This is a genomic window from Halomonas profundus (assembly GCF_020865425.1).
Lineage (GTDB): Bacteria > Pseudomonadota > Gammaproteobacteria > Pseudomonadales > Halomonadaceae > Vreelandella > Vreelandella titanicae.
This window is the reverse complement of sequence record NZ_CP086344.1, coordinates 3237517-3258850: the sequence shown is the minus strand read 5'-3', so window position 1 is coordinate 3258850 and position 21334 is coordinate 3237517. Positions and strand designations below refer to the sequence as shown.

The 21334-nt window shown below is 57.9% G+C and carries 9 protein-coding genes; 6 read left to right on the top strand and 3 right to left on the bottom strand.

Annotated elements, in window-relative coordinates:
* Window positions 1-65: 65 nt before the first annotated feature.
* The 3 genes from LMS44_RS14815 to LMS44_RS14805 all read left to right on the top strand — a co-directional run bounded on the left by LMS44_RS14815 (window position 66) and on the right by LMS44_RS14805 (window position 13092).
* A complete protein-coding gene (locus LMS44_RS14815; RefSeq protein ID WP_498945501.1) occupies window positions 66-12170 on the top strand; it encodes an Ig-like domain-containing protein in 12105 nt (4034 codons plus the stop codon).
* A 72-nt stretch (window positions 12171-12242) separates the two neighbouring features.
* Window positions 12243-12719, top strand: coding sequence for a hypothetical protein (locus LMS44_RS14810; protein WP_278369705.1), 477 nt, complete (start codon window positions 12243-12245; stop codon window positions 12717-12719).
* Window positions 12720-12771: 52 nt separating this feature from the next.
* Window positions 12772-13092 (top strand): hypothetical protein, encoded by a 321-nt coding sequence (locus tag LMS44_RS14805; protein ID WP_022522757.1) that lies wholly within the window; start codon window positions 12772-12774, stop codon window positions 13090-13092.
* Between the two features lie 23 nt (window positions 13093-13115).
* On the opposite strand, the gene LMS44_RS14800 is transcribed toward LMS44_RS14805, so the two are convergent.
* The 3 genes from LMS44_RS14800 to LMS44_RS14790 all read right to left on the bottom strand — a co-directional run bounded on the left by LMS44_RS14800 (window position 13116) and on the right by LMS44_RS14790 (window position 16524).
* Entirely contained in the window at window positions 13116-15017 is a 1902-nt protein-coding gene (locus LMS44_RS14800; RefSeq protein WP_022522758.1) for a bifunctional diguanylate cyclase/phosphodiesterase, read from the bottom strand.
* A gap of 14 nt (window positions 15018-15031) precedes the next feature.
* On the bottom strand, window positions 15032-15733 hold the full coding sequence (locus LMS44_RS14795) for a transglutaminase-like cysteine peptidase (RefSeq protein WP_009287953.1): 702 nt from the start codon (window positions 15731-15733) through the stop codon (window positions 15032-15034).
* Between the two features lie 86 nt (window positions 15734-15819).
* Window positions 15820-16524: an arylesterase gene (locus tag LMS44_RS14790; protein ID WP_427770844.1), complete on the bottom strand. Its 705-nt coding sequence runs from the start codon at window positions 16522-16524 to the stop codon at window positions 15820-15822.
* A 76-nt stretch (window positions 16525-16600) separates the two neighbouring features.
* Here LMS44_RS14790 and LMS44_RS14785 point away from each other — a divergent pair, with 76 nt between their 5' ends.
* The 3 genes from LMS44_RS14785 to LMS44_RS14775 all read left to right on the top strand — a co-directional run bounded on the left by LMS44_RS14785 (window position 16601) and on the right by LMS44_RS14775 (window position 21329).
* Entirely contained in the window at window positions 16601-17401 is an 801-nt protein-coding gene (locus LMS44_RS14785) for an ABC transporter ATP-binding protein (protein ID WP_022522761.1), read from the top strand.
* Complete coding sequence (locus LMS44_RS14780) at window positions 17398-19989, top strand: ABC transporter permease (RefSeq protein WP_498945497.1); 2592 nt, start codon at window positions 17398-17400, stop codon at window positions 19987-19989. Before LMS44_RS14785 ends, LMS44_RS14780 begins: the two co-directional genes overlap by 4 nt.
* 422 nt (window positions 19990-20411) lie before the next feature.
* Complete coding sequence (locus LMS44_RS14775) at window positions 20412-21329, top strand: alpha/beta fold hydrolase (RefSeq protein ID WP_161463668.1); 918 nt, start codon at window positions 20412-20414, stop codon at window positions 21327-21329.
* Window positions 21330-21334 lie beyond the last annotated feature (5 nt).

Below are 21334 nucleotides of genomic sequence, written 5' to 3'. Positions count from 1 at the left end.
CTATTTTTCACAGGGCTTGGCAAAGCGGCGACCTCTTTAATTAAACGGTGGGTGGAGAACAGCGCATGGCAACGGCGACGGTTACAGCGATTTCAGGTCAGGCATGGGCACGTGACGAAGACGGCAACTTGCGCGAACTGCGCATTGGCGACGTTCTTCAGGAGGGCGAAACGCTCATCACATCTGAGGATGGTCGTGTGGAGCTAGACTTTGCCGACGGAACAGGCGCTAACGTTGTCGAGGGTGGCCAAGAAGTTGCTGTTACGCCCGAGCTTGATGTTGACGCAATTGTAGCCACAGATGCCAGCGCCCAAGACGACGATCTTGAAGCGCTACTTGCCGCTCTTGACGATGAAGAAGGAGATCTCCTCGATCTTCTTGACGCGACTGCTGCCGGTGGTGGCGCCGGCGGCGGTGGTGGCGGTAGCGATTTCGTTCGCGTTGCACGTATTGCTGAAGAAACCGACCCATTAAGTTTCGAGGCTGCTGAAGGCGGTTTAGACTCCGCTGAGCTTGTTGAATTTGATGATGTTGCGTTGGCTGCCGACGCAGATGCAGACGCGGATGCCGATGCAGACGCGGATGCTGATGCTGACGCCGATGCGGATGCGGATGCAGACGCCGACGCTGATGCAGATGCTGACGCGGATGCTGATGCTGATGCTGACGCCGATGCCGATGCCGATGCGGATGCAGACGCCGACGCCGACGCTGATGCGGATGCCGACGCAGATGCCGATGCCGACGCTGATGCCGATGCCGATGCCGACGCTGATGCCGATGCCGATGCCGATGCCGATGCTGACGCGGATGCAGATGCCGACGCTGATGCAGACGCGGATGCCGATGCTGATGCGGATGCAGACGCCGATGCGGATGCTGACTCCGACGCTGATGCTGATGCTGATGCTGATGCTGACGCTGACGCCGATGCGGACGCGGATGCAGACGCCGACGCTGATGCCGATGCCGATGCGGATGCTGACGCCGATGCGGACGCTGATGCGGATGCCGATGCAGACGCAGACGCAGACGCTGATGCGGATGCTGACTCCGACGCTGATGCTGACGCCGATGCCGATGCCGATGCGGATGCAGACGCCGACGCTGATGCCGATGCGGATGCGGATGCTGACGCCGATGCGGACGCTGATGCGGACGCTGATGCGGACGCTGATGCCGATGCAGACGCAGATGCGGATGCTGACGCAGACGCTGATGCGGATGCTGACGCGGACGCGGATGCGGATGCGGATGCAGACGCCGATGCAGACGCCGATGCAGACGCAGATGCTGACGCGGATGCAGATGCTGACGCGGATGCAGACGCTGATGCAGACGCGGATGCTGACGCTGACGCGGATGCCGACGCTGATGCAGACGCAGATGCCGACGCTGATGCAGATGCAGATGCCGACGCTGACGCGGATGCCGATGCGGACGCTGATGCGGATGCAGACGCCGATGCAGACGCTGATGCCGACGCCGACGCCGACGCCGACGCCGACGCCGACGCCGACGCCGACGCCGACGCCGACGCCGACGCTGATGCAGATGCCGACGCTGATGCAGACGCTGACGCGGATGCCGACGCTGATGCAGATGCAGATGCAGATGCAGATGCCGACGCTGACGCGGATGCCGATGCTGACGCAGATGCCGATGCGGACGCAGATGCGGATGCAGACGCCGATGCAGACGCCGATGCAGACGCCGATGCAGACGCCGATGCAGACGCCGATGCAGACGCTGATGCCGACGCCGATGCAGACGCTGATGCAGATGCAGATGCAGATGCAGATGCAGATGCTGACGCGGATGCTGACGCAGACGCTGATGCCGATGCTGACGCTGACGCTGACGCGGATGCGGATGCGGATGCGGATGCGGATGCAGATGCCGACGCTGATGCAGACGCGGATGCGGATGCGGATTTAGAAGCCACTATCACCATCGACACCATCGCCGGTGACGACGTGATCAACGCTGCCGAGGCTGAGCAGAACTTCACAGCTGTCAGCGGCACGGTGAGCGGTGACGTGGTAGCGGGTGATCAAGTCACGTTGAGTGTAAATGGCAACAGCTACACCACTAGCGTGGTCGACGACGGTGCGGGCAACCTAGGCTACAGCACTACCGTGGCAACCGCTGACCTGATTGCCGACAACAGTGTGGAAGCGAGCGTGACCGCTACCGACGCGGCGGGTAACAGCCAGACCGCGACCGAAACACGTGACATCACGGTTGACACCGAGATCGCCGCGGGCATCACCATCGACACCATTGCCGATGACGATGTGATCAACGGCGAAGAAGCCGCTGAAACCAACACCACCATCACTGGCACGGTGAGCGGTGACGTGGCGGCGGGTGACCAGGTTACGTTGAGTGTTAATGGCAACAGCTACACCACTAACGTGGTCGATGACGGTGCAGGCAATCTGAGCTACAGCACTACCGTGGCAACCGCTGACCTGATCGCTGACAACAGCGTGGAAGCGAGCGTGACCGCCACCGACGCGGCGGGTAACAGCGAGACCGCCACCGCCACGCGTGACATCACGGCCGACACCGAGATCGCCGCGGGCATCACCATCGACACCATCGCCGGTGACGACGTGATCAACGCCGAAGAAGCCGCTGAAACCAACACCGCCATCACTGGCACGGTGAGCGGTGACGTAGTAGCGGGTGACCAAGTCACGCTGAGCGTGAACGGCAACAGCTACACCGGCGACGTGGTTGACGATGGCGCAGGCAACCTGGGCTACAGCATCGACGTGCTCACAGCCGACCTAATCGCTGACAACAGTGTGGAAGCGAGCGTGACCGCTACCGACGAGGCGGGTAACAGCGAGACCGCCACCGCCACGCGTGACATCACGGCCGACACCGAGATTGCCGCGGGTATCACTATCGACACCATCGCCGGTGACGACATGATCAACGCTGCCGAGGCTGAGCAAAACTTCACAGCTGTCAGCGGCACGGTGAGCGGTGACGTGGTAGCGGGTGATCAAGTCACGTTGAGTGTAAATGGCAACAACTACACTACTAGCGTGGTCGACGACGGTGCGGGCAACCTGAGCTACAGCACTACCGTGGCAACCGCCGACCTGATCGCCGACAGCAGTGTGGAAGCAAGCGTGACCGCCACCGACGCGGCGGGTAACAGCCAGACCGCGACCGAAACACGTGACATCACGGTCAACACCGACGCCTCCGCCACCATCACTATCGACACCATCGCCGGTGACGACGTGATCAACGGCGAAGAAGCCACCCAGACCATCAGCGTCACCGGCAGCGTGGGCGGCGACGCCAGCGAAGGCGACACCGTCACCCTGAGCGTGGGCGACGAGAGCTACAGCGGCCAAGTGGATGCCGACGGCAACTACGCCATCGACGTCCCGGGCAGTGTGCTGGCCGAGAACGACAGCATCAGCGCCGAAGTGACCGGCGAAGACGCCGCAGGCAATGGCTACAGTGCCGACACTGTGCGTGACTACGGCGTAGACACCGACGCCTCCGCCACCATCACCATCGACACCATCGCCGGTGACGACGTGATCAACGGCGAAGAAGCCACCCAGACCATCAGCGTCACCGGCAGCGTGGGCGGCGACGCCAGCGAAGGCGACACCGTCACCCTGAGCGTGGGCGACGAGAGCTACAGCGGCCAAGTGGATGCCGACGGCAACTACGCCATCGACGTCCCGGGCAGTGTGCTGGCCGAGAACGACAGCATCAGCGCCGAAGTGACCGGCGAAGACGCCGCAGGCAATGGCTACAGTGCCGACACTGCGCGTGACTACGGCGTAGACACCGACGCCTCCGCCACCATCACCATCGACACCATCGCCGGTGACGACGTGATCAACGGCGAAGAAGCCACCCAGACCATCAGCGTCACCGGCAGCGTGGGCGGCGACGCCAGCGAAGGCGACACCGTCACCCTGAGCGTGGGCGACGAGAGCTACAGCGGCCAAGTGGACGCCGACGGCACCTACGCCATCGACGTCCCGGGCAGTGTGCTGGCCGAGAACGACAGCATCAGCGCCGAAGTGACCGGCGAAGACGCCGCGGGCAATGGCTACAGTGCCGACACTGCGCGTGACTACGGCGTAGACACCGACGCCTCCGCCACCATCACCATCGACACCATCGCCGGTGACGACGTGATCAACGGCGAAGAAGCCACCCAGACCATCAGCGTCACCGGCAGCGTGGGCGGCGACGCCAGCGAAGGCGACACCGTCACCCTGAGCGTGGGCGACGAGAGCTACAGCGGCCAAGTGGATGCCGACGGCACCTACGCCATCGACGTCCCGGGCAGTGTGCTGGCCGAGAACGACAGCATCAGCGCCGAAGTGACCGGCGAAGACGCCGCAGGCAATGGCTACAGTGCCGACACTGCGCGTGACTACGGCGTAGACACCGACGCCTCCGCCACCATCACCATCGACACCATCGCCGGTGACGACGTGATCAACGGCGAAGAAGCCACCCAGACCATCAGCGTCACCGGCAGCGTGGGCGGCGACGCCAGCGAAGGCGACACCGTCACCCTGAGCGTGGGCGACGAGAGCTACAGCGGCCAAGTGGACGCCGACGGCACCTACGCCATCGACGTCCCGGGCAGTGTGCTGGCCGAGAACGACAGCATCAGCGCCGAAGTGACCGGCGAAGACGCCGCGGGCAATGGCTACAGTGCCGACACTGCGCGTGACTACGGCGTAGACACCGACGCCTCCGCCACCATCACCATCGACACCATCGCCGGTGACGACGTGATCAACGGCGAAGAAGCCACCCAGACCATCAGCGTCACCGGCAGCGTGGGCGGCGACGCCCAAGCCGGCGACACCGTCACCCTGAGCGTGGGCGACGAGAGCTACAGCGGCCAAGTGGACGCCGACGGCAACTACGCCATCGACGTCCCGGGCAGTGTGCTGGCCGAGAACGACAGCATCAGCGCCGAAGTGACCGGCGAAGACGCCGCAGGCAACACCTACAGCGCCGACACTGCGCGTGACTACGGCGTGGACACCGACGCCTCCGCCACCATCACCATCGACACCATCGCCGGTGACGACGTGATCAACGGCGAAGAAGCCACCCAGACCATCAGCGTCACCGGCAGCGTGGGCGGCGACGCCCAAGCCGGCGACACCGTCACCCTGAGCGTGGGCGACGAGAGCTACAGCGGCCAAGTGGACGCCGACGGCAACTACGCCATCGACGTCCCGGGCAGTGTGCTGGCCGAGAACGACAGCATCAGCGCCGAAGTGACCGGCGAAGACGCCGCGGGCAATGGCTACAGTGCCGACACTGCGCGTGACTACGGCGTAGACACCGACGCCTCCGCCACCATCACCATCGACACCATCGCCGGTGACGACGTGATCAACGGCGAAGAAGCCACCCAGACCATCAGCGTCACCGGCAGCGTGGGCGGCGACGCCCAAGCCGGCGACACCGTCACCCTGAGCGTGGGCGACGAGAGCTACAGCGGCCAAGTGGACGCCGACGGCAACTACGCCATCGACGTCCCGGGCAGTGTGCTGGCCGAGAACGACAGCATCAGCGCCGAAGTGACCGGCGAAGACGCCGCAGGCAACACCTACAGCGCCGACACTGCGCGTGACTACGGCGTGGACACCGACGCCTCCGCCACCATCACCATCGACACCATCGCCGGTGACGACGTGATCAACGGCGAAGAAGCCACCCAGACCATCAGCGTCACCGGCAGCGTGGGCGGCGACGCCCAAGCCGGCGACACCGTCACCCTGAGCGTGGGCGACGAGAGCTACAGCGGCCAAGTGGACGCCGACGGCAACTACGCCATCGACGTCCCGGGCAGTGTGCTGGCCGAGAACGACAGCATCAGCGCCGAAGTGACCGGCGAAGACGCCGCGGGCAATGGCTACAGTGCCGACACTGCGCGTGACTACGGCGTAGACACCGACGCCTCCGCCACCATCACCATCGACACCATCGCCGGTGACGACGTGATCAACGGCGAAGAAGCCACCCAGACCATCAGCGTCACCGGCAGCGTGGGCGGCGACGCCCAAGCCGGCGACACCGTCACCCTGAGCGTGGGCGACGAGAGCTACAGCGGCCAAGTGGACGCCGACGGCAACTACGCCATCGACGTCCCGGGCAGTGTGCTGGCCGAGAACGACAGCATCAGCGCCGAAGTGACCGGCGAAGACGCCGCGGGCAATGGCTACAGTGCCGACACTGCGCGTGACTACGGCGTAGACACCGACGCCTCCGCCACCATCACCATCGACACCATCGCCGGTGACGACGTGATCAACGGCGAAGAAGCCACCCAGACCATCAGCGTCACCGGCAGCGTGGGCGGCGACGCCAGCGAAGGCGACACCGTCACCCTGAGCGTGGGCGACGAGAGCTACAGCGGCCAAGTGGACGCCGACGGCAACTACGCCATCGACGTCCCGGGCAGTGTGCTGGCCGAGAACGACAGCATCAGCGCCGAAGTGACCGGCGAAGACGCCGCGGGCAATGGCTACAGTGCCGACACTGCGCGTGACTACGGCGTAGACACCGACGCCTCCGCCACCATCACCATCGACACCATCGCCGGTGACGACGTGATCAACGGCGAAGAAGCCACCCAGACCATCAGCGTCACCGGCAGCGTGGGCGGCGACGCCAGCGAAGGCGACACCGTCACCCTGAGCGTGGGCGACGAGAGCTACAGCGGCCAAGTGGATGCCGACGGCAACTACGCCATCGACGTCCCGGGCAGTGTGCTGGCCGAGAACGACAGCATCAGCGCCGAAGTGACCGGCGAAGACGCCGCAGGCAATGGCTACAGTGCCGACACTGCGCGTGACTACGGCGTAGACACCGACGCCTCCGCCACCATCACCATCGACACCATCGCCGGTGACGACGTGATCAACGGCGAAGAAGCCACCCAGACCATCAGCGTCACCGGCAGCGTGGGCGGCGACGCCAGCGAAGGCGACACCGTCACCCTGAGCGTGGGCGACGAGAGCTACAGCGGCCAAGTGGACGCCGACGGCACCTACGCCATCGACGTCCCGGGCAGTGTGCTGGCCGAGAACGACAGCATCAGCGCCGAAGTGACCGGCGAAGACGCCGCAGGCAACACCTACAGCGCCGACACTGCGCGTGACTACGGCGTGGACACCGACGCCTCCGCCACCATCACCATCGACACCATCGCCGGTGACGACGTGATCAACGGCGAAGAAGCCACCCAGACCATCAGCGTCACCGGCAGCGTGGGCGGCGACGCCAGCGAAGGCGACACCGTCACCCTGAGCGTGGGCGACGAGAGCTACAGCGGCCAAGTGGATGCCGACGGCACCTACGCCATCGACGTCCCGGGCAGTGTGCTGGCCGAGAACGACAGCATCAGCGCCGAAGTGACCGGCGAAGACGCCGCAGGCAATGGCTACAGTGCCGACACTGCGCGTGACTACGGCGTAGACACCGACGCCTCCGCCACCATCACCATCGACACCATCGCCGGTGACGACGTGATCAACGGCGAAGAAGCCACCCAGACCATCAGCGTCACCGGCAGCGTGGGCGGCGACGCCAGCGAAGGCGACACCGTCACCCTGAGCGTGGGCGACGAGAGCTACAGCGGCCAAGTGGACGCCGACGGCACCTACGCCATCGACGTCCCGGGCAGTGTGCTGGCCGAGAACGACAGCATCAGCGCCGAAGTGACCGGCGAAGACGCCGCGGGCAATGGCTACAGTGCCGACACTGCGCGTGACTACGGCGTAGACACCGACGCCTCCGCCACCATCACCATCGACACCATCGCCGGTGACGACGTGATCAACGGCGAAGAAGCCACCCAGACCATCAGCGTCACCGGCAGCGTGGGCGGCGACGCCCAAGCCGGCGACACCGTCACCCTGAGCGTGGGCGACGAGAGCTACAGCGGCCAAGTGGACGCCGACGGCAACTACGCCATCGACGTCCCGGGCAGTGTGCTGGCCGAGAACGACAGCATCAGCGCCGAAGTGACCGGCGAAGACGCCGCAGGCAACACCTACAGCGCCGACACTGCGCGTGACTACGGCGTGGACACCGACGCCTCCGCCACCATCACCATCGACACCATCGCCGGTGACGACGTGATCAACGGCGAAGAAGCCACCCAGACCATCAGCGTCACCGGCAGCGTGGGCGGCGACGCCAGCGAAGGCGACACCGTCACCCTGAGCGTGGGCGACGAGAGCTACAGCGGCCAAGTGGACGCCGACGGCACCTACGCCATCGACGTCCCGGGCAGTGTGCTGGCCGAGAACGACAGCATCAGCGCCGAAGTGACCGGCGAAGACGCCGCGGGCAATGGCTACAGTGCCGACACTGCGCGTGACTACGGCGTAGACACCGACGCCTCCGCCACCATCACCATCGACACCATCGCCGGTGACGACGTGATCAACGGCGAAGAAGCCACCCAGACCATCAGCGTCACCGGCAGCGTGGGCGGCGACGCCCAAGCCGGCGACACCGTCACCCTGAGCGTGGGCGACGAGAGCTACAGCGGCCAAGTGGACGCCGACGGCAACTACGCCATCGACGTCCCGGGCAGTGTGCTGGCCGAGAACGACAGCATCAGCGCCGAAGTGACCGGCGAAGACGCCGCAGGCAACACCTACAGCGCCGACACTGCGCGTGACTACGGCGTGGACACCGACGCCTCCGCCACCATCACCATCGACACCATCGCCGGTGACGACGTGATCAACGGCGAAGAAGCCACCCAGACCATCAGCGTCACCGGCAGCGTGGGCGGCGACGCCCAAGCCGGCGACACCGTCACCCTGAGCGTGGGCGACGAGAGCTACAGCGGCCAAGTGGACGCCGACGGCAACTACGCCATCGACGTCCCGGGCAGTGTGCTGGCCGAGAACGACAGCATCAGCGCCGAAGTGACCGGCGAAGACGCCGCGGGCAATGGCTACAGTGCCGACACTGCGCGTGACTACGGCGTAGACACCGACGCCTCCGCCACCATCACCATCGACACCATCGCCGGTGACGACGTGATCAACGGCGAAGAAGCCACCCAGACCATCAGCGTCACCGGCAGCGTGGGCGGCGACGCCCAAGCCGGCGACACCGTCACCCTGAGCGTGGGCGACGAGAGCTACAGCGGCCAAGTGGACGCCGACGGCAACTACGCCATCGACGTCCCGGGCAGTGTGCTGGCCGAGAACGACAGCATCAGCGCCGAAGTGACCGGCGAAGACGCCGCGGGCAATGGCTACAGTGCCGAGGCCGACCGTGAGTATGCGATAGATGCAGCCCCAGAGACTGCGGATGGACAAGTAACAGGTGAGGAAGACACTGCTTTAATATTGAAATGGAGTGACTTTAATATCACTGACGATTCACCTGCTGATGAACAGGGAATTGTGATTACCAATTTGCCAGCCTCTGGAACATTGGAGTTCCAAGATACCGATGGGCAGTGGCAGATTGTGGCTGAAGATGCAAGTTTCTCCAGAGCAGAAATAGATGCTGGGCAACTGCGCTTTATGCCAGACACTAATGAGTCGGGCTTCGACAGTTATGGCGGTGAAGGGGTAGGGAACCAGGAAGCTGACTATGCTCAGTTGCAGTTCCTGCCCACTGATGCCCTCAATGAAGGGGCTGAAGCTACCCTCACAATTGACATCAGGCCGGTGGCCGATGCGCCCGCTATCTCAGTGTCGCTGGGTGACACACTAGAGTCTGTACGTGCCTCAGTCATTACGGTTGAGCATAACGGCTCTACTATCACTATTGAGGGCTCTGACATCAGTGCTGAAGGAATCAGTGGTGAGGTTATCAAACCACCGTTTAGTGACGGCAATCTAAATCCTGGTAGTGCCAATAATACTAGCGGTGTGGATGTCATTGCGCTTACCGGTGACTTCGATAAGCTGGTGAATGGCAGCCAGGCAGTCAATTCGATCAATGGTGATGACAAAGACTATGTCTACTTAAACAAGCCATTGACAAGCTATGCCGTTAATCTGGGCGAGCAGCATCAAAACTCAGGCTATGACGGTACTATCACCGATTTGGCAACGGGCGTGACTATTAGTGTTAATAACATTCGTGGGGTCATATATGGCGATGGCTCAACTATGTTGCCCTCTGATGCGACTACCACTATTACCCAAACCGGCTATGACATTATCGAAGTCGAGCTCTCTACGCTATTAGCGGATGAGGACGGTAGCGAGGTACTTTCAGATATTGTTTTGACGAACATCCCCGCAGGCGTGGAGCTGACTGGTGAGGGCGTAGTTAGCCAGTCGGATGGCAGTTGGCTGGTGACTAATCCTACAGGGGATAGCATCGAACAGTTGATGTTGACGATGAAAGTGCCTGTGAGTGCCGGAGCGTTTGATATCACGGCTACGGTAACTTCTAGCGAGATATACGAAGATGCCGCTGGAGACCAGCAAGTCATAGATAGTGAAACAAGCACTGATACCACCGCAGTGGAGCAATATAATATCGTGGTGGGTTCACCCGGCGGAGACTCTATTGGAGGTAGCAGTGCGAATGACATCATTATTGGTGATGTTGCTGGTCTCCAGTTGGTGCCAGGTGAAAACTATAACCTGGCATTCATGATGGATACATCGGGCAGTATGTCGAATGCCGATATTGCCAATGCTAAGGCATCTCTGACCGAGGTGTTCAATACTCTTAAAGAGAGTGTAGGTGAGGATAATGCCGGCACTGTAAATATCTTCTTGGTAGAGTTTGATACTCAGGCAGGCAGCAATGTCAGTGTTGATCTGTCGGATCCACAAGCGCTGTCGAAACTGCAGACAGTGTTAGATGGATTCCAGAAAGGTGGCGGTACCAACTACGAAGACGTTTTTAAGACGACGGCCAACTGGTTCAATACAGATTCTGTCCAAGCCAATTCTGGTACTAACCTGACTTACTTTATTACCGACGGTTTGCCAACGTATTATCAGGGCAATGAACAGGAGAGTGTAGTTATAGGCTCCAAAGGAGGTAGCCGCTGGAATCTTACAGTCGACGATATTGACTATGTCCCAGGTCAAGCCTACTCGATGAATATTGATGGACATGTTCGTGAAGTTATTGACTCAAGCGGAAACGTAAATCAGTGGACTCATAGCTCTGGCTGTGGCGGAGGAAGTTGGAGTAGCAGTGTTATCGGTCAAATAAGGCCCGATGGAGATGGCGCATACGAGATTTCTGCGCTTGCTGGTGATGGTAGAAGCACCACGAATACGGTTGTCCAGAACTCGTCGGAAGCGTTTGAACTATTAGACGGTATGTCGTCGGTTAATTCAATTGGCTTGGGCAGCAGCTTGAATGAAAGCAGCCTCCAGGCTTATGACTCCGATGGCATTGTCCAATCGAATATCGACCCTGAACAACTTGCTGATGCTATTCTTGGCGAAAATGTCCAATTGCTGTCCGGCGACGACACAGTATCCGGGGGTGAGGGCAATGATATCCTGTTTGGAGATCAGGTGACCTTTGCAGGTATTGAAGGTAATGGCTTACCATCCATAAAGTCTTACATTGCCGGGCAGTTGGGTATCGCAGATCCTAACCAAGTTTCTGCCGAGCAAATTCATCAGTACATCACTGACAATCATGAAGAGTTTAATAACTCTATGGAGACAAGCGGTAATGATATCCTCATCGGCGGTGATGGCGATGACATTCTATTTGGACAAGGTGGCAATGATACTCTGATTGGGGGGTCTGGTGACGATATGATGTATGGTGGTACCGGTGCCAATACATTTATGTGGGAGTCTGGGGATCAAAACCAGGATGCAGAGCAAGCTCCTGCTATAGACCAGATAACCGGGTTTAATATGGGTAAATTTGGAGCCGATTCAGAGTCTGATCGCTTGGACATCGCAGACCTTCTGCAGGGAGAAAATGCAGATAACCTAGATCAGTATATAATGGCTGAACAGCAGGGAGATGATGCGGTATTGCATGTTAAATCTGATGGAGGCTTAGCATCAGATGGCAGTAATGCTGATCAACGTATCGTCTTGAAGGGCGTGGAAATTCCGCAGGGTGGTAGCTCTTCCGACTTTATCCAAAGCATGCTGGATGATGGTCAACTTAAAATCGATCAGTAATTAGTACTGTTTGGCAATAAAAAATGCCCCGCACGCTATGTGTGGGGCTTTTTTCAATTGTGAGGGGGGAATATGTATTTTGATGAGATACAGCTTTTACGTTGGATGAAAGGTGATAAATTAGCCGTTGAATATATAGAAATTATTTGTGATGTTGCTCATAAATGGGATGACTTGATTGATAAGGATAAAGTGCTTAGCGACGACGATATTAATAAGCTTTTTTTTGATATATTGATTAAACTTCCAAGGAATACTTTTTATCGTAAGAATTTTGAACACATGAATTCAGTGTTGATGAATGCTATCTCTAACTGGCAAGTTGCAACCCAGTTGGAAAGGGAGGGGGGAGACTACGAAACGAGCATAGCATTTATACTGCGCTCCTCCTATGTAGATCTAATTACGCAAGCTGCTTTGATATGTGGTGGAAATAAATGGGCATGCCAAGTGGGAAAAGAAGTAAGAAAGATTACCCATAATGAAACCTATGAGGGCTATCTTAAAAATCTAGCAACTGAAAAAAATGCTCGTTTAGCGAAAAAATAAAGAATCGAACCTATTCTCATTAGTAGCCAGTGAACCTGCATGGGAGTGATCTATGCTCTACACCAAACGTAATACATCCGGCGAGATCCTGATGCTCAGCAAAGAGCCAACGTCAGAGTGCAACGAAACGATTGATCCTGATTCACCTGAGGTACTGGCTTTCCTTGCTGATCAGCCAGGATCCTCAGCACACTTTATAGCGTCTGACTTAGCGTTTGTGAGGGTGGTAGAAGATATTCTTGAGGTGTTACTAAACAAGGGAGTCATCACTTTCACTGACCTTCCGGAAGCTGCACAGGCGAAAGTGATGGAGCGTAAGTCCTTGCGTGTTAAAAATGATGTAGGTTTGCTAAGCGACGACGACACTATCTAGTCGTCGTCGATTGCGTTTATGCGTTAAAGGCGTACGCCTGGTCCGGTGGCTCCATCGACACCCACGCGGAACAGGCAGGCTATTTCCTCATCGTCTGCAACGCCTTCCCCTATCACCTGAATGCCCAATGAATGGCAGAGCGTAGCCATGCCGCGGACAATGGTTTGCTGCTCATTTGAAGCATGCAGTTGGTGAATAAGACTGCTATCCATTTTTAAGTAAGCAAGACCCACATCGTGTAAATCTGCAAGTTTGGTGAATTCTGCCCCCACATGCTCTATACCAAACGTGCAACCAAGGGGCCGTAAGGCGGTACAAAGCCCCCGTAAGCTACCAATCGCGTGCGTGCTAAGCGTGGCGGGCACTTCAAAGCAGAGCTGCTTGGCCAATAGTGGGTGCGCTGCCAACAGAGTCCGTAGCTCGTTAACGAACTGTGTATTAGTGATCGATGCCGCAGAGAGGTTAATGCCTACCGGCTTTAGATCATCTTCTAGATTAGCGAGCGCTTTTTTGACCACGGCTAAATCAAGTGCAGGCTCCATCTCAAAGCGGGTGATCCAGGGAATAAAGACTCCGGCGGTTTGCCACTCCCCACCTAGCAGTAAGCGAGCCGGGCATTCGTAATGGATGATGTCTCCGTGAGCGTCTACTACCGGGAAGTACGCTAACTCAGGGCCAACCAGGATTGCTGCTTCCAGTGCATTTCGCCATTCGGCATGGCTGCTGTAGAGTGAAATACGCTTGCGCTGACGCACGACTACCTGTTCAAAGGACGTTAGGCTTTCGGCTTGTGCCAAAGCGTCATCCAGGGTGGCTAACAGTGTGCCGCGATCATCATGTGGAGCATAAGGAACAATCGCCGTTGGTAGATAAATCTCCACGTCGGGCTGCGTGGCGGCTACCTCGGCTAACGCTGCCATCACCTGAATTCGAAGCTCCTCTACATCATCCATAAGCGGCAGCATAAAGATAAAATCGCTGCCGTTAAGGCGGCCTACCATTGGTTCTGCCGACGCGCTGTCCAATTGCCCCAACTGGGTAACCAGCGTATTTAATAGTTGGTCTGTGGCAGCGTAGCCGAGCTGCTCATTGAGTGACTCTAATGCCTGTACGCGAACCATGATCAACATGCCCGTCGCGCGGGCATCTTCACTGCCCAATTGAGACGAAAGCTTACCCATAAACACGTCGCGATTCAGCGCACCGGTGACTCGGTCATGCTGTAAATGGCGGCGTAACTCGTCCAGCTTATGGCTTTCATGACTGAGCATCTGATGGACATTGGCAGAAAGCACGTTCATTGCTTGAGTGACTTGGCGTAACTCCAGCGTGCGTGGCTCCTTAATAGTGGTAAATCGCCGCGCACTGATATCTTGCGCCTGAGTGACGACGCGGGAAAGGGGGTGCTTAATACCACGAACGATCACGGTAGCAATCGCTAAACTAATTACTCCGGCAAGTAAAAACCAAGCAGCGAGTTCCAGCATGCTGCGCCATAAAGAAGCGTAGGCAAAACTGTGTTGGCTCTCAAGCTCCAACGTACCGTACTGTCGCCAGCCATCTTGAATCGTCGCGGTGCCGTTGGGCACATCAAACTCAATAAGCTGACGAAACCAGGCGGGCACATCGCCACTATACTCTTCGGCGGAGCGTTCAATAAGTACGCTATCGTCCGTATCGCGCAGGGTGATTCGGCGGTAGTAGCCGGTGTCAAATTGAGCTGCGATTAACAGTTCGAGGGTGACAAGGTCTTTATCGAGCTGGCTCATTGAAAGCGCCAGAGCGGTAGCATTGTCAGCGTTCTTAATGCGCACTTCCTGTTCGATATAATCGCGGCTAGTGGTAATACTAATGGCAAGACTACCAATGAACGACAGCAGCAGCAGGGCGATAATGGCAATCCAAAGTTGTTTGATAAGTGACATCGTGCCAATTCCTCTTAAATGAAACCCTGGGTTTGCATACGTTCAATGACGCTGCGCCAGCGTGATAGCCGAGCCAATGGGTCTGCGCGGGATTCAGAAGAACCACCTGCCCAAAGTCCATCGCTATTAAAACTAAACAGTGGGTCGAGATCAGTACGCTGAGAGGCAGGGGTGATAGACGGTACAATATTGTCTAGCACCAACGGTTCTGCATCTGGGGTCGAGTAATAGCCTAGCACCATGTGGGCTTGGGTAATTTGACTACGCCCAATGCGCGCACGGACATAAATCATGCGTAGGTACTGACTAGTAATGCCTAATTGTTTAAGGGTAATGTACTTGGCAATGGAGTAATCCTCGCAATCTCCCTGGCCTTTACCCATTGCTTCCAAAGGCGTAGCCCAATAATCCTCTTGCCCCCACACCTGGATATCGTCAATCCACCGGATGCGGCGATTAAAGAAGTCATTAACCCCACGCAGCTTGGCTTGAACGTCTTGGTTTTGTAGCTGTTGAAGCAGGTTAAACCACTCCTCTAATACGGACAAACCAGCCTGCCCATACTGTTGCTGCATGCTTTGGCGTAGGCGTTGTGGATCAAACGCTGCGGCAGGCGTTGGATGAATGCCAAGACCTGCGCCTAACCAAAGCGCGCCGACTGTTGCTAAGAACTGTCGACGCGAGAATGTAGGAGTGTGATGCGAGGATGCAGGCATGAGTCGCCGTTAGTAACCGCCAAATAGGGCTTAAGATTACAAGCTGACGAGTGGAAGTGCTACACCTCTCAGTCAAAAGGCTGAGGTTATTGAACCGCTGCCTGATGCGTGGTTTCTAATAGGGGTTCAATTAGCGGCTCAAGTTCGGGCCATACATTGTCGAGGATAATCGGCTGAGCATCGGCGGTAGGGTGAATGCCATCGCTCTGCATTAACGCCTCGTTCAGGGCGATATCCTCCAATAAAAAAGGCACTAGGGAAACGTCATACTCTTCCGCCAGCGAGTGGAAAACCCCGGTGAAGGCGTCTCGGTACGCTTGGCCATAGTTAGGCGGGATATCGATCCCCAGTAGCAGCACCTGAGCACCAGCGTCTTGGCTCTGCTCAATCATACTGGCTAGGTTTGCCTGCATTTGATTGGGTGATAAGCCGCGTAGACCATCGTTGCCGCCCAGCTCAATGAGAACAATATCCGGCTCCCGCTGTCCGAGAAGGTCAGTGAATCTCTGTAATCCTCCAGACGTCGTTTCACCACTAATGCTGGCGTTAATGACTTGGGCATCATCTCCCAAGCGTTCTTCCAGTAGGTTCACCCAGCCCTCATCACGCTCTATGCCGTAAGCGGCGCTTAAGCTATCACCCATCACCAGCAGGATGGGGCCCGGGTTTGTGTCTGCGTTGACAGGCTCTGCGTTGATAGACGATGAGGCAAAGGTGACTATCAGCAGCACCAGCCATCCGGTTACCATGCGGTTCAGTCCATGCCATGCCATAGGGATGCCACGCTTCATGTCTTATTCCTCAAGTTCAAACTCTTCAAGTTCAAGCTCCTCAGATAAAGCTGCCAATGCTGCTACGGATATATCCATGTCGAGCGAGGCATCCCAAGGTGAGCGCCAAGCTACTACCGACAACCAAGCGGTAGCCGATGTTCCCCGCGGCACTGTTAGGCAAGCCGTGCTGCACGCTGACAAGCTTTCTAAAAAAGTCACCAGCGGTGAACGCTCGCTCACCATCTTACACGACCTGTCGCTGAGCGTAGCGGCGGGAGAGAGCGTAGCGATTCTGGGTAAGAGCGGTGCGGGTAAATCAACGCTTTTGGGGCTATTAGCGGGTCTTGATACGCCAAGCGACGGTGAACTAACGCTGTTTGGACACGCATTAAGCCGTTTGGATGAAGATGGTCGAGCAGCGCTGCGTGCCGGACGAGTAGGCTTTGTGTTCCAGAACTTTCAATTGCTGCCCACTTTGAGCGCGCTTGAAAACGTCATGTTGCCCCTTGAATTATCGCCCCGCGCCGGAGAGACGCAAACCGCTGCTCAGTGGTTGGAGCGTGTTGGGCTTGGTGAGCGAGTGAACCACTTACCCAAACAGCTTTCCGGCGGCGAGCAGCAGCGCGTTGCCGTGGCGCGTGCTTTCGTGACCGACCCCGAGCTGGTATTTGCTGATGAGCCCACCGGCAACCTGGATCCGGATACCGGTGGGCAAGTCATAGATCTGCTCTTCCAGCTCAACCATGAGGCGGGCACTACGCTTATTCTGGTTACTCACGACCACGCTTTGGCGCGGCGCTGCGATCGCTGCTTGCGGTTAGATCATGGCAAGTTAGAAGCCGTACTTGAAAACATCGTACCAACTGCCGCTTCGATTGATGAGGGCGCGCAATGAGTGATGTGAATTGGCGTTTGGCGATGCGCAGCCTCAAGCGGGATCTGCGCGCAGCTGATGTGCGTGCGCTATTTATTGCCCTGGTATTGGCTGTCGCGGCCTCCACCATGATTGCGTTTTTTCTTGATCGGTTAGAGCGCGGTCTGGAGCGCCAGGCAGGGCAGATGCTGGGCGGTGACCTGGTGCTAGAGCAGCGTGATCCTTTTTCCGAGGAGCTGAGAGAGCGCTTGGAAAACGCTGGTTTTGTGCTTAGCGACCAAGTGGACTTGGTGTCGATGATTAGCCGCGAGGGGCGCTTTCAGCCTGCCAGCTTAAAAGCCGTGGATGAAGTCTACCCTCACTACGGTGTCTCCTACGTGGACTTTGGCAATGGCACCGAGCAAACTGCTTCTGGTCCGCCGCCAGGGGAGGCGTGGGCGGATCCACGCTTGATGGAACTGGTCGAAATCGAGCTGGGTGATCGAGTACAGGTGGGGCAAACTGAACTGGCCGTAACGGGGATCATCGAGCGCGAAGCGGATCAGTCCGGTGGTTTTGGTAGTTTTAACCCGCGCTTGATGCTCAATACGGCAGATGTCGAGGCAACGGGCCTGGTTCAAGAGGGCTCACGGATTGAGTTTGAAATTCTAGCCGCAGGCCCGCCGGAGGCGCTCGATCAAGTACAAGGCTTACTTGCTGAGCTACGCCGCAATGGGGTAGAGGTGCGGGATGTTCGCGTTGACCGTCCCCAGCTTGGCAATGCGTTACAGCGGGCAGAAAGCTACCTGGGGCTAGCCGGGTTAGCGGGGGTATTGCTGGCGGGTGTGGCCGTGGCAATGTCTACCCGGCGTTATGTCGAGCGCCATTTGGATACCGCTGCGCTACTGCGCTGTTTTGGTGCCAGCCAGCGTCAGTTAGTGACGATTTTCACCCTTCAGTTACTCGGTTTGGCACTGGTCGCGGCAGTCATTGGAGCGCTGCTTGGCCTTCTTGGCCAAGCGGTGCTGATTTGGCTATTGGTGAGTTTTCTACCCATGACACTTCCGCCACCGGGGCTGATGCCACTAGGGTTGGGGGTCTTCACCGCGCTTGCCGTGCTGGTTGGGTTTGCCGGGCCAACGCTGTTGCGTATCAAGCAAGTCAGCGCACTAAAAGTACTGCGTCGTGAGCTAGATCCACTGCCGCCATCGGCCTGGCTGGTCGTTGGCGTAGCGAGCATCGTGTTTGGTGGGTTGCTTTGGCTCTACTCGGGTAGCCTGCCACTGGCGATTGGATTATTGATCGGTGGTGCGCTGCTGCTTGGTGTGCTTTGGATAATTAGTGCCTTATTACTTAGCGGCTTACTGCGTGTTGTGCAGCGGTTCTCAGGGCGCAGTGAGTGGTCACAGGCACTTCGCTTAGGCGGCCGTCAATTGGCACGGCGTCGCCAAGCGGGCCTAGGTCAGTTGCTGGCCTTCTCGGTGACCTTCTTTGCCATGGCGATGATTGTCTTGGTGCGTGGCGATTTGCTAAGCACCTGGCAGGATCAACTGCCTGAAAATACGCCTAACTACTTTGCCATCAATATTCAGCCTTCCGAGCGTGACCCTTTTGAAGCGGCGGTTTCACCACGGGTGGAAACCCAAAGCACCCTCTACCCGATGGTGCGTGGGCGAGTGATAGCGATCAATGATCAGCCACCCAGAGAGGCCGTGCCGCCGGATGCCCGTGGCGACAACTCACTGCGCCGTGAGCTCAACCTTACTTGGCAATCTGAAGTGCCAGAAGGCAACCAAGTGGTGGCTGGTGAGTGGTTCACGCCAGCGCAGCTGGGTAGCAACTCAGGCAGTGAGAGCAGCGATGAAAGCCAAGGCTGGATGAGTGCCGTGGAGGCAACACCACAGTCGGGGCCTGTGCCCATTTCAATGGAGGATGGGCTCGCCGAAAGGCTTGGGCTAAGCATTGGTGATGAGATGACCTTCTCGGTGGGTAGCGACGAGATCACTACCCAAATTACCAGCCTGCGCAGTCTGAATTGGGATAGCTTCCAGCCTAATTTCTTCGTTATTTTCCCGCCGGGCGTGCTGGAGCAGTTTGGCCATAGTTACATCACCGCTTTTCACCTGCCAGACGCGGAACAGGGACTGATTCGTGAGCTGATCACCGACTTCCCTGGCGTCTCGTTGCTTAATGTGGACGCGATTTTAGGTCAGGTGCGGGATGTGCTTGCCCAGGTCACCCGGGCAGTGGAGTTGGTGCTCGCCTTGGTGCTACTGGCAGGGATTAGCGTGCTGTATGCCGCGCTGACCGCAAGCCGCCCGGTGCGTGCCCATGAAAGCGGCCTACTGCGCGTATTTGGCGCAGGCAGCAGAATGATTTCACGGGTACAGGGGGCCGAGTACGCGCTGTTGGGTTTTGCCAGTGGTTTGATGGGCGCAATACTTGCGGAGCTAACCTCGGCCGTACTGTATATTTACCTGCTGGATCTCACCCCGCGTTTGCATCTGGGACTATGGGTTTTCCTTCCCGTTGGCGGGGCGCTATTGATCGGTGTCATTGGGCATGCGCTTTCGCGGGGGTTGCGTCGCCAAGCGCCGGCAGCCAGCCTCGGCCTACTGGGTGAAGCTTAATCCGGTGAGGATTTGACGACTCATGAATCAGCGGGCCAGCCAAAAACCGACGACGTTGGCGCTGATGACAGCAACAAAAAAGACCAGATTACGGGCGCGGGTATCACGACGTGGTTTCATAACGGCACCAATGCAGTGTTAAGTACTATGTTAAGTACAATGTTGAAGTAAAATATTCCTAGCATGGTAACGTTTGTCGCCTACGCCGTCATCTTGCTGACCCTGTGACGCGGCCGTTTGTTTAGGATTATTAGGAAACCTCTGATTAACTATTGCGCTCGACCATACGGCGTTAAAAATCGCCTCAAAATGCTCATTTACAACCCGTAAACTCCGCTTTTTCGTTGATTTTTGCCTTGTCTGGCCTTCGCTCATTACGTTAATCAGAGGCTCCTTAGCTGTTTACTCAGGACTGTTACTTTATGCCCCAAATCACCCCGGCAGCGCTCTCTGTTGCGCCAAAGCCGCTTTCGCTTGCCCAAGGTCGCTTAGCGGCGCTGAGCTGGGGGCGTGCTGACGCCCCAACCTGGTTAGCCTTACACGGCTGGTTGGATAATGCGGCCAGCTTTACCCGATTAGCCCCGCTGTTGGTAGAGGCGTTGGATATTCGTATTGTGGCGCTGGATTTTCGCGGCCATGGTCATTCGGCACACGCGCCACAGGGCGGTGACTATGCCTTATGCGACTATGCCCTTTGGGACTATTGCCATGACGTGTTGGATGCCATGGAGTCCTTGGGGCTGGAGCAAACCAGCTTACTGGCCCATTCCATGGGGGCGGCAGTGGCCTGCTTGCTCGCCGCTTCGTTACCCGAACGCGTCGAGCGGCTAACGCTGATTGATGGACTTGGAGCGCTCAATACGCCCATTGAAGAGACCGCCAACCAGCTGCGTAAGGGGCTTACAGCCTACCGTCGGCCGCTGTCACGAGCGCCGCGTTACCCCGATATCGAGAGTGCCGTTGCTGCGCGTGTTGCAGGCGGGGTCACGCCGCTGGATAGCATCACGGCAACGCCGCTAGTAGAGCGTAACACCCAGCCTACTGCTGATGGTCATGTGCAAATGCGCACCGACAGCCGGTTACTGAAGCCGTCCCTGGTGCGCTTTACCCCTCAGCAAGTGCTATCGCTACTGGCGGAAATTAACGTTCCGCTGCTATTGATAGAAGGCGAGCAGGGAATTTTAGGCGAGCGCCAATGGGCTCAAGAGGCACGGCAAGCGGTCAAAGGATTAACCCGCAAGGTGCTCAAGGGAGGCCATCATTTACACTTGGAGCCTAGAGCAGTGGCGCAAGTTGCCTCGGTTATCGGCGCTCACTGGGGTAACACCGGTGCCGTTTAAGGGAG